General features: G+C 72.5%; 15 protein-coding genes. 10 read left to right on the top strand and 5 right to left on the bottom strand.

The window, feature by feature from the left end; translation table 11 throughout:
- Window positions 1-26: 26 nt before the first annotated feature.
- The 8 genes from V3T34_RS19770 (at window position 27) to V3T34_RS19735 (ending at window position 7,785) form a co-directional block, all read left to right on the top strand.
- On the top strand, window positions 27-995 hold the full coding sequence (locus V3T34_RS19770; protein WP_305077592.1) for an ABC transporter permease: 969 nt from the start codon (window positions 27-29) through the stop codon (window positions 993-995).
- The gene (locus V3T34_RS19765; RefSeq protein WP_305077593.1) at window positions 995-1,876 is read left to right on the top strand and encodes an ABC transporter permease; all 882 of its coding nucleotides are present in this window, start codon (window positions 995-997) and stop codon (window positions 1,874-1,876) included. Before V3T34_RS19770 ends, V3T34_RS19765 begins: the two co-directional genes overlap by 1 nt.
- A 1-nt stretch (window position 1,877) precedes the next feature.
- The gene (locus V3T34_RS19760; RefSeq protein WP_305077594.1) at window positions 1,878-3,497 is read left to right on the top strand and encodes an ABC transporter ATP-binding protein; all 1,620 of its coding nucleotides are present in this window, start codon (window positions 1,878-1,880) and stop codon (window positions 3,495-3,497) included.
- Between the two features lie 343 nt (window positions 3,498-3,840).
- Window positions 3,841-4,782, top strand: a complete 942-nt coding sequence (locus V3T34_RS19755) for a 2-hydroxyacid dehydrogenase (protein WP_305077595.1) — start codon at window positions 3,841-3,843, stop codon at window positions 4,780-4,782.
- Between the two features lie 247 nt (window positions 4,783-5,029).
- Window positions 5,030-6,247: an RNA ligase RtcB family protein gene (locus V3T34_RS19750; protein WP_305077596.1), complete on the top strand. Its 1,218-nt coding sequence runs from the start codon at window positions 5,030-5,032 to the stop codon at window positions 6,245-6,247.
- Between the two features lies 1 nt (window position 6,248).
- Window positions 6,249-6,896: a peptide chain release factor H gene (gene prfH / locus V3T34_RS19745; RefSeq protein WP_305077597.1), complete on the top strand. Its 648-nt coding sequence runs from the start codon at window positions 6,249-6,251 to the stop codon at window positions 6,894-6,896.
- 159 nt (window positions 6,897-7,055) lie between these two features.
- Complete coding sequence (locus tag V3T34_RS19740) at window positions 7,056-7,289, top strand: hypothetical protein (RefSeq protein ID WP_060849261.1); 234 nt, start codon at window positions 7,056-7,058, stop codon at window positions 7,287-7,289.
- A gap of 262 nt (window positions 7,290-7,551) precedes the next feature.
- Window positions 7,552-7,785: a hypothetical protein gene (locus V3T34_RS19735; RefSeq protein ID WP_305077598.1), complete on the top strand. Its 234-nt coding sequence runs from the start codon at window positions 7,552-7,554 to the stop codon at window positions 7,783-7,785.
- 43 nt (window positions 7,786-7,828) lie between these two features.
- Here the strand turns inward: V3T34_RS19735 and V3T34_RS19730 are convergent, their stop codons facing one another.
- Window positions 7,829-8,032, bottom strand: coding sequence for a hypothetical protein (locus tag V3T34_RS19730; RefSeq protein WP_305077599.1), 204 nt, complete (start codon window positions 8,030-8,032; stop codon window positions 7,829-7,831).
- Window positions 8,033-8,101: 69 nt separating this feature from the next.
- A complete protein-coding gene (locus V3T34_RS19725) occupies window positions 8,102-8,866 on the bottom strand; it encodes an FkbM family methyltransferase (protein WP_305077600.1) in 765 nt (254 codons plus the stop codon).
- Between the two features lie 276 nt (window positions 8,867-9,142).
- Between V3T34_RS19725 and V3T34_RS19720 the strand changes: the two genes are divergently transcribed.
- Together V3T34_RS19720 and deoC are read left to right on the top strand one after the other, a co-directional pair.
- Complete coding sequence (locus V3T34_RS19720) at window positions 9,143-9,406, top strand: hypothetical protein (RefSeq protein WP_060846366.1); 264 nt, start codon at window positions 9,143-9,145, stop codon at window positions 9,404-9,406.
- A gap of 86 nt (window positions 9,407-9,492) precedes the next feature.
- Window positions 9,493-10,164 carry a deoxyribose-phosphate aldolase gene (deoC, locus tag V3T34_RS19715; RefSeq protein WP_305077601.1) on the top strand — a complete coding sequence of 224 codons (672 nt, stop codon included), beginning with the start codon at window positions 9,493-9,495 and terminating at the stop codon, window positions 10,162-10,164.
- On the opposite strand, the gene V3T34_RS19710 is transcribed toward deoC, so the two are convergent.
- The 3 genes from V3T34_RS19710 to V3T34_RS19700 all read right to left on the bottom strand — a co-directional run bounded on the left by V3T34_RS19710 (window position 10,158) and on the right by V3T34_RS19700 (window position 13,794).
- Window positions 10,158-11,021 (bottom strand): SDR family NAD(P)-dependent oxidoreductase, encoded by an 864-nt coding sequence (locus V3T34_RS19710; RefSeq protein WP_060846368.1) that lies wholly within the window; start codon window positions 11,019-11,021, stop codon window positions 10,158-10,160. The two genes, deoC and V3T34_RS19710, sit on opposite strands and share 7 nt — an antisense overlap.
- Entirely contained in the window at window positions 11,018-11,776 is a 759-nt protein-coding gene (locus V3T34_RS19705) for an enoyl-CoA hydratase-related protein (RefSeq protein WP_305077602.1), read from the bottom strand. Before V3T34_RS19705 ends, V3T34_RS19710 begins: the two co-directional genes overlap by 4 nt.
- Before the next feature lie 248 nt (window positions 11,777-12,024).
- Entirely contained in the window at window positions 12,025-13,794 is a 1,770-nt protein-coding gene (locus V3T34_RS19700) for an acyl-CoA dehydrogenase (RefSeq protein ID WP_305077603.1), read from the bottom strand.
- Window positions 13,795-13,799 lie beyond the last annotated feature (5 nt).

The raw sequence follows: 13,799 nt of genomic DNA, 5'->3' as shown, positions 1-13,799 counted from the left end.
TGGATCGAGCGCTGAGGACTGACGGCATGCTGGGTTTCGTCGCGCAGCGGATCGCGAAGGGAGTCGTGGTGCTCCTCGCCATCGTGGTCCTGAACTTCTTCCTGATCCGCCTCGCGCCGGGCGACCCGGCCCTGGTGATGGCGGGCGAGGCGGGGGCGGGCGACGAGGCCTTCATCGCCCAGCTTCGGGAAAAGTTCGCCCTCGACCAGCCGCTGCCGAGCCAGCTTGGCGCCTACCTCGGCAGCATGGCCAAGCTCGATCTCGGCTATTCGGTGCGCCAGCAGTTGCCGGTGGCGACGCTGATCGGCGAACGGCTGCCGGCGACCCTGCTGCTGACCGGCAGCGCCTTCGCGGTCTCGCTCTCGCTCGGGGTGCTGCTCGGCGCGCTCGCCGCGCGGCGGGCGGGCACCCTGGCCGACACCGCGATCACCGGGCTCGCGCTCCTGTTCTACGCCACGCCGCTGTTCTGGGTGTCGCTGATGGCGATCCTGCTGTTCTCGGTCCGGCTCGACTGGCTGCCGAGCTTCGGCTTCGAGACCGTGGGAGCCGGCTATACCGGGCTCGCTCGCGCCCTCGACATCGCCCACCACCTGGTGCTGCCGGCCATGACTCTGGGGCTGTTCTTCATGGCGGTCTACGTGCGGATGACCCGCTCCTCGATGCTGGAGGTCTCGCGCCTCGATTTCGTGAAGACGGCGCGGGCCAAGGGCCTGACCGAGGGGGTGATCCAGCGCCGCCACATCCTGCGCAACGCGCTCCTGCCGGTGGTGACGCTCGCCGGCCTCCAGGCCGGGACGCTGGTCGGCGGCGCGGTGCTCACCGAGACGGTCTTCGCCTGGCCGGGGATCGGACGGCTGATGTACGAGGCGCTGCTCCAGCGCGACTACAACCTGCTGCTGGGCGTCTTCGTGGTCTCCTCCGCGATGGTGCTGGTCTTCAACCTCGTCACCGACGTGGTCTACCGCGCGGTCGATCCCCGCATCGAGGTGGCCTGATGAGCAGCGCCCTCCCGTTGAGCGCTTCGGCGCCGGCCCGCCGCCGCCGCGGGCCCCTCGCCGCCTTCCTGCGCCATCCGGGCGCGGTGTTCGGGCTGGTGATCCTCGCCGTCGTCGTCGCCGCGGCCCTGCTGGCGCCGGTGCTCTACCCGACCTCGCCCTGGCGCATGGTGCAGCGCCCCTTCGTGCCGCCCTTCACCCTGGAGCGGGTGCCGCTCGGCACCGACGCGCTCGGGCGCGACATCGCCGCCGGGCTGATGCACGGGGCCGGGGTCTCGCTGATCGTCGGCCTCGTCTCGACGCTCGCCGCCCTCCTCATCGGCGTGCCGCTCGGCGCGCTCGCCGGCTATCTCGGCGGCCGGGTCGACGATGCCCTGATGCGCTTCACCGAGCTGTTCCAGACCGTGCCGAGCTTCGCGCTCGCCATCGTGCTGGTGGCGATCCTGCAGCCCTCGCTGTCCTCGATGATCCTCGCCATCGCGCTCGTCAGCTGGCCGCCGGTGACCCGGCTGGTGCGCGGCGAGGTGCTGTCCTTGCGCTCGCGCGAATACGTCCAGGCGGCGATCGTGACGGGACAGACCACCTTCACCATCCTGCGCCGGGAGGTCTTGCCCAACACCCTGTCGCCGATCGTGGTGCTGGCGTCCCTGATGGTCGCGACCGCGATCCTGCTCGAATCCTCGCTCTCGTTCCTCGGGCTCGGCGACCCGAACCGGATGTCCTGGGGCTTCATGGTCGGGGCCGGCCGCACGGTGATCCGGCAGGCCTGGTGGATCACCGCCTTCCCGGGCGTGCTGATCCTGCTCACCGTGCTCGCCCTCAACCTGATCGGCGAGGGGCTGAACGACGCCCTCAACCCGCGCATGTCCCGGGAGCGCTGAGATGGATGCCGACGTGACCCGCGCCGCCGTCTCGGTGCGTAACCTGAGCCTCGCCCTCCCCGAGGGCGGCGACCGGCCGAACGCCGTCGACGGCGTGTCGTTCGACCTCGTGGCCGGCGAGATCCTGTGCCTCGTCGGCGAATCGGGCTCGGGCAAGTCGATGTGCGCCCACGCCCTGATGGGCCTGCTGCCGAAGGCGGTGCGGCCGGTCTCCGGAGCGATCCGCTTCGGCGAGACCGACCTGCTTGCCCAGGACGAAGCCGGCTGGCGGGATACCCGCGGCCGGCGGATCGCGATGATCTTCCAGGAGCCGATGACGGCGTTGAACCCGCTGATGCGGATCGGCGACCAGATGGCCGAGATGTTCGAGGCTCACGGTCAGCTGACGCCGAAGGAGCGCCGCGCCCGTGCGGTGGCGCTGGCCGGCGAGGTCGGGCTGCCCAACCCCGGGCAGATCGTCCGCTCCTATCCCCACCAGCTCTCGGGCGGGCAGCGCCAGCGGGCGATGATCGCGATGGCGCTGGCGCTCGAACCCGCCGTGCTGGTGGCCGACGAGCCGACGACGGCGCTGGACGTGACCACGCAAGCCCAGATCCTCAAGCTGATCCGCGACCTCCAGACCCGTCGCAACATGGCGGTGTTGTTCATCACCCACGATTTCGGCGTCGTCGCCGAGATCGCCGACCGGGTGCTGGTGCTGCGCCACGGCCGGGTGGTGGAGGAGGGACCGGCGAGCGCCGTGCTCGGCCGGCCGCAAGCCGCCTACACGAAGACCCTGCTCGCCGCCGTGCCGACCATGGATCCGCCGAGCCGGCCTCCCCTCTCGGGCCCGAAGGCGGTCGAGGTCACGGGACTGCAGAAGACCTACGTCACCGGCGGCGGCCTGTTTCGCGCCAAGCGCCGCACGGCCGCGGCCCGGGACGTCGCCTTCGCGCTCCATCGCGGCGAGACGCTCGGCCTCGTCGGCGAATCCGGCTCGGGAAAATCCTCGGTCGCCCGCCTGGTGATGCGCCTGATCGAGCCCGATTCCGGCCGGGTGCGGCTCGGCGACACCGACCTGACCGGCTTGAAGGGCGAGGCCCTGCGCCAGGCCCGCAGCCGCATCCAGATGGTGTTTCAGGACCCCTTCGCCTCGCTCAACCCGCGCCGCAGCGTGGGCAGGATCATCGCCGACGGGCCGGTGGCGCACGGCGTGCCGCTGACCGAGGCGATGGAGCGGGCGCGCCGCCTCCTCTCCCTCGTCGGCCTCGACGAGAGGGCGCTCGATCGCTTTCCCCACGAATTCTCCGGCGGCCAGCGCCAGCGCATCGGCATCGCCCGGGCGCTGGCTCTCGAACCCGAGGTGCTGGTCGCCGACGAGGCGGTCTCGGCCCTCGACGTCTCGGTCCAGGCCCAGGTGCTGGCGCTGCTCGAGGACCTGAAGACGCGGCTCGGCCTGTCGATGCTGTTCATCACCCACGACCTGCGGGTGGCAGCCCAGATCTGCGACCGGATCGCGGTGATGCGCCAGGGCGAGATCGTCGAGCTGAAGACCGCGAGCGCGCTCTTTTCCAACCCCGAGCATCCCTATACCCGCGCGCTCCTCGACGCCGTGCCGGGTCGGGTGCGCCAGGCGGCGTGAGGGTCCCGTGATCCCGCTTTTCCAATCATCGACCTCATCCTGAGGTGTTGGTCGATCAAAGATCGACTGACCTCGAAGGAGGGCTCCAGAACCCTCCGAGCGAGCTAGAGCCCTCCTTCGAGGCTCCCTCACGGTCGCACCTCAGGATGAGGTCGTGGATGGGACATTCCACTCATACCAACGGCCCAAGATGCTGATGCATCGGACCGTTGAACCATCTCGAATTTTCGATACCAAACCAGAGGCTTGGCAAAAATTCGAGAACGGAAACAAAGATTGCTTTCAACGACCGTTGGTATCGCTCCCCGAATTCAATCACACCTCTGCCCGAATAGATCCGACGATGGACCGCCTTCCCTGCGTGCTCTTGAGCGCGACCACCGATCTGCGCGGACTGTTCGGCCCGGCACTCGCCGAAATTGCCGACCAGGTCGAGATCCTGGATCATCCGGCAGAGAACCCCGAGCGGGTGCGCCTGGCCCTGGCCTGGCGCCCGCCGGCCGACGCGTTGCCCCGTTACCCCAACCTCGCGGCCCTCTGCTCGATCGCGGCCGGGGTCGACAACCTGCTCGCCTGTCCCGGGCGGCCGCCGGACCTGCCGGTGGTGCGGGTGGTCGATCCCGACCAGGCGCGGGCGATGTCGGGCTTCGTGCTCTGGCACGCCATCGGCCACCAGCGGCGCTTCCAGGCGTATGCCGGGAACCAGCGCGACCAGCTCTGGCGCCGGCTCTACCCGCGCGACGCGAGCGCGGTGCCGGTCGGGATCCTCGGCTACGGCAGGATCGGCCGGCGGGTCGCCGCCGATCTCGCCGCCCTCGGCTTCCCGGTCCGGGCCTGGAGCCGCAGCCCGCAAGACACCGATTCCGGCGTCGTCCACCACCACGGGCCCGACGGGCTCGCGGCGATGCTCGGTGAGACGGAAATCCTGGTGAACCTGCTGCCGTTGACGCCGGAGACGCGCGGCATTCTCGATGCGCGCCTGTTCTCCCGCCTGCGCCCGGGCGGCCTCCTGATCCAGGTCGGCCGCGGCGAGCACCTGGTCGAGGCCGATCTCCTGGCGGCCCTCGACTCCGGTCACCTCGCGGGGGCGGCCCTCGACGTGTTCGCCACCGAGCCGCTGCCCACCGCCCATCCGTTCTGGGATCACCCGGCGATCCGCATCACCCCGCACGAGGCCTGCGAGGCGAGCCCCCGGGCCGTCGCCCGTACCCTGCTCGCCGCGGCCGAAGCCGTGCGGGCGGGACGGGTACCGCCGGATGCGGTCGATGCGGTGCGGGGCTACTGACGGCTTTCCGCCTCGCGGATTGCGACCCCGTTTCCGTTACGGTATCAGTGTGCCGTGGACCGGGATTGGACCCGGCCGGAGGGCGAGCCATGGAATCCATCCATGCCCGCCCCGTCCTCTGACGGGGCAACGACGCGAGGATCCCCGCATGGGCGGCGGACCGGCGTTCTGACGCAGCGAGGCGGTTTGTCCGCTCGCTGAAGCTCGTCTTCGGCTGCCTTGCGCAGCCCCGGAATCCACATCCCTCATGGGCAATTCCATCATCGCCACGCGCGCCCCCGGCGTTCGCGTGGTCGCCTCCGCCTCGACCTGGATCGAGGGCGAGGCCCTGCGCCAGCTCGACGAGACCGGCGCCCTTCCCGGCATGCGCGAGACCGTCGGCATGCCGGACCTGCACCCCGGCAAGAACGGCCCGGTCGGAGCGGCCTTCCTGTCGGAGGGGCTGATCCGGCCGGTCCTGGTCGGCTCCGACATCGGCTGCGGCATGGCCCTGTGGCAGACCGACCTCGCCGCGCGCCGGGCCGATCCGCGCCGGATCGCCGCCCGGCTCGACGGCCTCGACGCTCCCTGGGACGGCGACGTCGCCGGCTGGCTCGCCGGGCGCGGCGTCTCGCCCACGGCCTATGACGCCTCCCTCGGCACGGTCGGGCACGGCAACCACTTCCTGGAAGTGCAGACGGTCGCGGAGATCCGCGATCCCGCCGCGGCGGCGCGGATCGGGCTCGACCCGGCCCGCCTGGCCCTGCTGGTCCATACCGGCAGCCGGGGCTTCGGCGAATCGATCCTGCGGGCCCATACCGAGCGGCACGGGGCCTCGCCGCTGCAGGCCGATACGCCGGAGGCGGAGACCTACCTGGCGGCGCACGACACGGCCGTGGGCTGGGCCCGGGCCAACCGCGACCTCGTCGCCCACCGGGCGCTGACGGGGCTGGGGGCCGAGGGGCGCTGCCTCCTCGACCTCTGCCACAACGGCGTCTCGCCGGTGGAGGTCGGCGGCTGCCGCTGCCACCTCCACCGCAAGGGCGCCGCGCCGGCCGATCGCGGACCGGTGGTGGTGCCCGGTTCGCGCGGCGACGTCAGCCTCCTGGTCGAGCCGGTTCCGGACCGGGCCGACGCCCTGTGGTCGCTCGCCCACGGCGCCGGGCGCAAGCTCGGGCGGCACGAGGCGAAGGCCAAGCTGAAGGGCCGCCTGCGCCGCGAGGACCTCGCCCGCAACCCCTATGGCGGCGTGGTGGTCTGCGGCGACGAGCGCCTGCTCTGGGAGGAAGCGGCACCGGCCTACAAGCCGGCCGCCTCCGTCGTCGGCGACCTCGAGGCGGCCGGGCTGGTGCGGATCGTCGCGGTGCTGCACCCGCTCGTCACCTTCAAGTGCTCGCTCGATCCGGACGGTCCGGCCCGGGCCGACAAGCGGGTCCGCCTGCGCGAGCGCCGCAGCGCCCGCGCCGCCAAGCATGGGGAGCGCTGAGATGACGCTGCTGCTGCAACTCAGCGCCGGACGCGGGCCCGGCGAATGCCGGCTCGCGGTCGCGGGCCTGTGCGACGCGCTGGTCCGTGAGGCGGGGGAAGCCGGCCTCGTCGCCACGGTCCTGGAGACGGTGCCGGGGAAACCCGGCCTGCTCTCCGCCCTCCTCCGCCTCGACGGCCAGGAGGTCGATGCCGGCGAGATCGATCTGTGGGCCCGGTCCTGGGAAGGCACGGTGCAGTGGACCTGCCCGAGCCCCCTCCGGCCGGGTCACGGGCGCAAGAACTGGTTCGTCTCGGTCGCCCGGGTCACGCCGCCGCGGATCGAGGATCTCGGCATCCGGGAGGCAGACCTGCACTGGGAGACGTTTCGAGCCTCCGGGGCCGGCGGCCAGCACGTCAACACCACGGACAGCGCCGTGCGCCTGCGCCACCGGCCGAGCGGGCTGACCGTCACCTGCGACACCGAGCGCAGCCAGCACCGCAACCGGGCCCTGGCGCTCGCCCGGCTCGGGCTCGCGCTGCGCGCCCGGGCGGAGGATGGGGTTCGGGCCGGGATGCGGGAGCGCTGGGCCCTGACCGTCGCGGTGGCCGACCGCGGCAGGAGCGCGGTGCGCGCCTATGCGGGGCCGGGCTTCGCGCGGATCCGGTGAGGCGGCGACGGGGCGATTACCGCCCGTTAACCATTCCGCGCGCAAGGTTGCTGTGGTCGGCAAGACGCACCGGTTCGATTTCTCGACGGCGTGGCTTCGTTTCGTCGTGTTGCGGGGATAACCTCCGCCACGGTGCATAGGCCGTTAAGGGGGATGGGCATGTTCGGGACTATGACGGCCTTCCTGGCGATCCTGATGGTTCTCGCCCTGCGCAACCTCGCCAAGGCGGCCTTGATGCCGGTCTACGCGGTGCGCGACATCCATCGCGGCCGCTACGTCCGCGGCCTGGTGCTTCTCTCCTGCTCGGCGCTCGCCGCCTGGTCGATCTGGGCGATGACCCATACGGCGCGGACCACCGCCGCCCCGGTGGCCGCGGTGATGCATATCGGCTGACCCGCGCGAGGGAGCGGTCGCCGCCGGTCTTTTCGCTCTGCGGCATCGGCGCCATGCGCTTCGCGCTGGCGCTTTTCGGCGTTCGGGCCCATATCGTGACCGGCGCCCCGCGCCGGCCGGTCTTGCCGGCGGGCCATTCCGATCGGGCGCGTAGGACCCCCATCGTCCGATCGATCCTCCCCCCGCGATGCGGGCCCGGTACGGCGCGGCAGCCAGCCGCGCCTTTCGCCGTGCGCCCCGCCGCCAAGAAGAGACCACCACCATGCTGCGTTCGAAGCAGAAGCCGAAGTTGCAGGACACCGGCTACGTCCTGTTCGACGTCTACTACGATGACGGATCGCGCCGCTCCAACCGCCGGGTGCCCCGGACCGCCACCCTCGAGATGGACGCCGATGCCGCCATCCGTCAGGTGATCGAGGAGCAGGACCGCGACATCGCCGAGAAGTCCGGCCGCCCGCCGCTCGCCATCACCAAGATCCTGCGCTCGGACGGCTGAGCCCGAGATCGGCGCCGGCAGCCCTTCCGCTGCCGGCTTGTCGTCAGCGTCGCGGCCCGGCGAGGCCGTGCGACAGGCGGTGCCGCAGCCGCTTCAGCGCCGCGTCGTCCCGCGCGCAGAGGTCGTGACGGGTCATCGCGTCGAGCTGGCGCTGGATCCGCGCCTCGGCCGCCAGCGTGACGGCTCGCGCCTCGGTGCCCAGAAACCCGACCGCGATCACCACGGCCGCCCCGATTCGCTCCACCATGTCGCACGCTCTCCCGATGCCGTCGGACCCTCGCCCTGAGAGGTGAAGGCTTCCCCATCGGATGCCGCCTCAGGCCGCCGTCACCGCGTAGACGTCCCCGGAATTCGCCTCCGCCGGAAGGCTGACGAGATAATCCGCCATCGTGTCGCGCCCGACCGGATGGCCGAACTGCAGGGATTGGCTCTCGCCGACCGCGACGTCGAAGCCGTACGGCCCGAGCGCCGCCAACCGGTCGAGGCAACGCAGGGCTACCGCCCGGGCGATGGTGGTGAACTCGAACGACAAAGCCGGCAGAGGCTGCGAGAGCCCGGCGAGCACCCGGTCCTCGAACCCCTCGACATCGATCTTCGCGAAGGCCGGACGCCCGTGCTCCATCACCAGCCGGTCGAGGGTGGTGGCCGGCACCGTGATCCGGTCGTCCCAGACCTGTCCCTCCCAGCCGGGCGCGCCCGCGGCCTCGGCGATGAAGCCCGGCGAGGCCGTCGACACGGTCGGGTTGGCGCGGTTGAGGTGCAGCGCGATCTCGCCCGGCGCGTCGCCTGCCGCCGCTGCGACCAGCACCACGCCGGGATCGCGGCCGTGGAGCAGGCGCAGGGCCCGCATCGGCCCCGGCTGCGGCTCCAGGGCGACGACCCGGGCGCCGAGGCGCCGGAACGCCGCCACGCGGTCGCCGACATGGGCTCCGACATCGAAAACGAGGTCGCCGGGCCGCACGAAGCGGCCGTAGAGCGTGTCCATCGCCGCGCGGGGCGCGCCCGCGCCGCGATAGAGGCGCAGCGAGCGGCCGACGGCGGCGGCGGTGCCCCGCGGGCGGGCGCCTTCGAGACGGATCATCGACACTCCGGAACGGCGGTGGCTGCACCAATGCCTAGAGCGCTTCGCGATCGAGTCGCAATCGCGAAGCGCTCTAGGTTTTTGATCCTGCCGCATTGTCTTCGACGAACCGGTATCCACTGCGTCGGAGAATGCTCTCGCACGAGTTCGGTCTCCCCCGGTGCTGCGGCACCGTGCACCGCAGGGCCCATGGGACTTTCGCAACCACCGGACGTTGTGGGCCGACACGACCCCGCCTCGCGCAGGGTCCCCCCTTCTTGCGAGAGACCCGCCCCGATGGCTGCCGAGACCACCGACCTGTCCGACCGCGCCCTGTCGATCTTCACCTTCGCGGCCTACCACCACCTGATCAGCGGCCAGCCGATCAGCTCGGTGGTGCGCCGGGACGGCAGCGGGCACCAGGCCGACCCGGAGGGTGCCGCCGAGGTGGAGACGCGCGGCCTCGCGACCCTGAGCGAGGACGAGATCACCTTCACCGAGCCGGGCGTCGCCTTCGTCGAGAAGGTGGTGGCGGCGATCCGCGGGGCCTCGGCGCACTGACGCACCGCTTGACGGCCCGCGCGCGGCGATGGGAATCCCTTCGGAGGCGAGCGGGCGGATCCGGTCGCCACCGGGGGGATTTTTTCGTGGACGCGTTTGCACTGGCCGGCCTGATCGATCACACGCTCCTGCGCGCCGACGCGACCGCCGCCGAGGTGCGGCGCCTCTGCGACGAGGCGCTGGCGCACCGCTTCAGGGCCGTCTGCGTCAACCCGGTCCATGTCCGGCTGGTGGCCGAGATCCTGTCCGGCAGCGGCGTCGCGCCCTGCTCGGTCGTCGGCTTTCCCCTCGGCGCCGTGATGCCGCAGGACAAGGCGGCGGAGGCCGCGGGCGCCGTCGCCCGCGGCGCGGGTGAGATCGACATGGTGATCGCGCTCGGCGCCCTGAAGGCCGGGGATCACGCCGCGGTCCGGGCCGACATCGCGGCGGTCCGGGCCGCCTGCCGGGACCGGGTGCTGAAGGTGATCATCGAGACCTGCCTCCTCGACGACGCACAGAAGCGGCTCGCCTGCACGCTGGCGGTCGAGGCCGGGGCGGATTTCGTCAAGACCTCGACCGGCTTCTCGACCGGCGGCGCCACCGCGGCGGACGTCGCCCTGATGCGGGCGACCGTCGGCGACGGCATCGGCGTCAAGGCGTCCGGCGGCGTGCGCAGCCTGGAGGCCGCCCGCGCCATGGTCGCCGCCGGGGCGACGCGGCTGGGCACGAGTTCGGGCGTGGCCCTGGTGACCGCCGGCGCGGCCGGCGACGGCTACTGAGGCGGGGCGCCGTCCGGCCGGTAGCGCTCCGGCCGGCTGCCGTCCTCGTCGGTGAAGCCGTAGGCGGCCGCGAGATCGGCGACGTGCACGACCTGTCCGGCCCGCTCGGCGACAGCCGGATCGCCGGCGAGCGCCGCCAGCGCCCGCCCGGCATAGAGCGGGCTCTCGCCGGCCTCGCCGCCCATGCCGGCTTCCACCACCCGCTCGGTCCGCACCAGGCCCGGCGCCAGGGCGAGCGCGGTGACGCCGTGGGGCTTGAGCTCTTCCGCCATCGCCAGGGCGAGGCGGTTGGTGGCGGATTTCGCGAGGTCGTAGAACAGGTCGCCTAGATAGGCCTCGGTGCCGAACGAGACCAGCGCCAGCAGCCCGCCCCTGGCCGAGACCATGGCGGGCGCGACGGCGCGAGCCAGCAGCAGGCCGGCGAGCGGCCCGGTCTCCATGCCGTGGCGCAGGGGCGCGAGGCCGCGGCGCCAGAAGGCGGTGCCCCAGGCGGCGCCGTCGGGGTAGCGCACGCCGTCATAGCCCTCGTTGCCGCCCCAGACGCTCGACACCGCGACGTCGATGCGGCCGAAGCGGCGCAGCACCCAGCGCACCATCGCGTCGACCTCGCCCTCGCGGGTGTGGTCGCACAGGTAGTGGTGGCCGCGCCCGCCCGCGAGGTCGACCTCCCGGGCGGTGTCCTCCAGGGCTTCCGAGCGCTGGTCGGTGCGGGCACCCGTCTCGCTGGAGCGGGCGGTGACGACCACCGTGGCGCCGGCCTCGCCGAGCGCCCGGGCGATGCCCCGGCCGACCCCGCGCGAGGCGCCGGCGACGAGGCACACCTTTCCGGACAGGTCCGGGACCCCCGCGGGCCTCACCGGGGCGCACGGGACAGGAAGCGCTGGAACGCGGCTTGCGCCTCGGGCGAGCGGAGCGCCGCGTCGAAGGCCTCGGCTTCCGCCGCCATGGCGGATTGCACCGCCGCATGGTCGCCGCGGATCAGCCGACGGGCGGCGGCGAGCGCCTGGCGGGGCTTGGCCGCGAGCTTGGCGCCCTGCGCCAGCGCGTGCTCCAGCAGGCCGTCCGCCGGCACGACCGCGTTGGCGAGACCGAGCCGCACCGCCTCGTCGGCCCCGTAGGCCTCGCCGAGGAGCAGCAGTTCGGTGGCCTTCGCCAGGCCGACCCGGCGCGGCAACAGGTAGCTGGAGGCCGCCTCCGGCACCAGGCCGAGATCGACGAAGGGCATGCGGAAGGTCGCGGCGGGGGCGACGTAGACGAGGTCGCAGTGATAGGTCAGCGTGGTGCCGACCCCGACCGCGAGCCCGTCCACCGCCGCCACCATCGGGGTGCGGGTCACGGCGAGCTGGCGGATGAAGCGTAGCGACGGCGCCTCGCCGAAGGAGGCTTCCGCCCGGGCGACGAAGTCGACGATGTCGTTGCCGGCGGTGAACACGCCCTCCGACCCGGCGAACACCACCGCGCCGACACCCGACCCCTCGCGGTCGGCGCCCTCCAGCGCCTCCCGCATGGCGTCGTACATCGCGCCCGTGAGCGCGTTCTTCTTCTCGGGCCGGACGAGCTGGACGAGGCGGACGCCGCCGGGTTCGTCGGTGATGCGGACGTGGTCGGTCATGGAACCCTCGGAATTGCGGCCTGGACGCAGGATCTTTCGTGGCGAACCGGCCTCGCTGAAGTCCTCCGTGTCATCCCGGGGCTCGGCGAAGCCGGGAACACGGGATCCATGACCGCCGACGGGACCGAACGAGGCGGCCGGCCTTCCGCTTCATCCTGCATCGTCAGCGGCTATGGATCCCGGGTTCCGCTGCGCGACCCCGGGACGACACGGAGGGGATGAGTCCGGGCGTGTTCGACCCGGCTCCCTCACCCCGCCAAGGCCAGCACCCCGTCCTGCAGGAAGCCGCCGCCGCCCGTCACCGTCTCCTCCAGGCCGCGCGAGGCGGTGGCGAGGTTCTCGGCGAAGAACCGGGCGAGCGCGATGCGGGCCGGGTGGGCGGGATCGGTCGCGCCGTCCTTGACCGCGGCGTTCGCCGCGAGCGCGGCCTGTGCCAGGCAGGTGCCGCCCTGCGCCAGGCCGAACAGGCGCAGGTAGGGTGTGGCGCCGGCCAGGGCCTCGTCGGGCCGGTTGGAGCCCAGCGCCTTCAGGAGGTAGCCCGTCGCCCGGTCGAGCGCCTCGATCGTCTCGCGCAGGCGCGGGGCGGTGTGGCCGAAGCCGGGACCGCCCTCCTTGAGCACCCGCTCGGCGACGAGGCGCATCGCGGCGATCTGGCCGCGCACCACCGCGCCGTTCTCCAGCGGCAGCTTGCGGGTGACGAGGTCGATCGCCTGGATGCCGTTGGTGCCCTCGTAGATCGCCGCGATGCGGGCGTCGCGCAGGTGCTGGGCGGCTCCGGTCTCCTCGACGAAGCCCATGCCGCCGTGGACCTGGATGCCGAGCGAGGCGACCTCAATGCCGATATCGGTCGAGAAGGCCTTGGCGACGGGGGTCAGCAGCGAGGCCCGGGCCTGCGCCGCCCTGCGCGCCGCCTCGTCCGGGGCCCGGTGGGCGCGGTCGAGGGCTTCCGCCGTCAGGTAGCAGATCCCGCGGGAGGCGCCGGTCAGCGCCTTCATGGTGAGCAGCATCCGCTGCACGTCGGGATGCTCGATGATCGCGCTCGCGCCCTCGGTGGCGGCGGCCGCGCGGCCCTGGCGGCGATCGCGGGCGTAGGACAGGGCCTGCTGGTAGGCACGCTCGGCGATGGCCACGCCCTGCAGGCCGACGCCGAGGCGGGCGTTGTTCATCATCGTGAACATGCAGGCGAGCCCGCGGTTGGCCTCGCCGACGAGCCAGCCGGTGGCGCCGTCATACACCATGGTGCAGGTCGGCGAGCCGTGGATGCCGAGCTTGTGCTCGATGCCCGCGCATTTGAGCGCGTTGCGCGACCCGTCCGGCAGCACCTTCGGCACCAGGAACAGCGAGATGCCGCGGGTGCCGGGAGGCGCGTCGGGCAGGCGCGCCAGCACCAGATGCACGATGTTGTCGGTGAGGTCGTGCTCGCCCCAGGTGATGTAGATCTTCTCGCCCGAGATCCGGAAGCTGCCGTCGCCGACCGGCTCGGCCCGCGTGCGCATCACCGAGAGGTCCGAGCCGGCCTGCGGCTCGGTCAGGTTCATGGTGGCGGTCCACTCGCCCGAGACCAGCTTCTCGAGGTAGCGGGCGCGCAATTCCTCGCTGCCGTGGCGGCTCAGCGCCTCGACGCCGCCGGCGGTGAGCAGCGGCCCGAGGCCGAAGGCCATCGCGGCGGAGTTCCACATCTCGATGCAGGCGGCGTTGAGCAGGATCGGCAGCCCTTGGCCGCCATACTCGACCGGGCCCGGGAGCGCGTTCCAGCCGCCCTCGGTCCAGGCCCGGTAGGCCTCGCGGTAGCCCGGCGGCATGGTGACGACGCCGTCCTTGAGCGGGGTGCCGTGGCGGTCGCCGACCTTGTTGAGGGGTGCCACCACGTCGTTGGCGAAGCGGCCGGCCTCGTCCAGAATGGTGTCGACGAGGTCGTCGGAGAGGTCGCCGTGCAGGCCCTCCGCGATGGCGCGGTCGAGCCCGGCGACGTGCCGGAGAGTGAAGGCCATCTCGGCCACGGGCGCGCGATAGGTCATCGAGG

The organism is Methylobacterium ajmalii (genome assembly GCF_036448855.1).
Lineage (GTDB): Bacteria > Pseudomonadota > Alphaproteobacteria > Rhizobiales > Beijerinckiaceae > Methylobacterium > Methylobacterium ajmalii.
This window is presented reverse-complemented; position numbering and strand designations above follow the sequence as displayed.

Coding starts and splice junctions, on each gene's coding strand:
- V3T34_RS19735 (WP_305077598.1), top strand. CDS start 7,552: ATGCTGCGTTCGAAGCAGAAGCCGAAGTTGCAGGACACCGGCTACGTC.
- V3T34_RS19750 (WP_305077596.1), top strand. CDS start 5,030: ATGGGCAATTCCATCATCGCCACGCGCGCCCCCGGCGTTCGCGTGGTC.
- V3T34_RS19740 (WP_060849261.1), top strand. CDS start 7,056: ATGTTCGGGACTATGACGGCCTTCCTGGCGATCCTGATGGTTCTCGCC.
- V3T34_RS19760 (WP_305077594.1), top strand. CDS start 1,878: ATGGATGCCGACGTGACCCGCGCCGCCGTCTCGGTGCGTAACCTGAGC.
- V3T34_RS19770 (WP_305077592.1), top strand. CDS start 27: ATGCTGGGTTTCGTCGCGCAGCGGATCGCGAAGGGAGTCGTGGTGCTC.
- prfH (WP_305077597.1), top strand. CDS start 6,249: ATGACGCTGCTGCTGCAACTCAGCGCCGGACGCGGGCCCGGCGAATGC.
- V3T34_RS19730 (WP_305077599.1), bottom strand. CDS start 8,032: ATGGTGGAGCGAATCGGGGCGGCCGTGGTGATCGCGGTCGGGTTTCTG.
- V3T34_RS19765 (WP_305077593.1), top strand. CDS start 995: ATGAGCAGCGCCCTCCCGTTGAGCGCTTCGGCGCCGGCCCGCCGCCGC.
- V3T34_RS19755 (WP_305077595.1), top strand. CDS start 3,841: ATGGACCGCCTTCCCTGCGTGCTCTTGAGCGCGACCACCGATCTGCGC.
- V3T34_RS19700 (WP_305077603.1), bottom strand. CDS start 13,794: ATGACCTATCGCGCGCCCGTGGCCGAGATGGCCTTCACTCTCCGGCAC.
- V3T34_RS19725 (WP_305077600.1), bottom strand. CDS start 8,866: ATGATCCGTCTCGAAGGCGCCCGCCCGCGGGGCACCGCCGCCGCCGTC.
- V3T34_RS19705 (WP_305077602.1), bottom strand. CDS start 11,776: ATGACCGACCACGTCCGCATCACCGACGAACCCGGCGGCGTCCGCCTC.
- V3T34_RS19720 (WP_060846366.1), top strand. CDS start 9,143: ATGGCTGCCGAGACCACCGACCTGTCCGACCGCGCCCTGTCGATCTTC.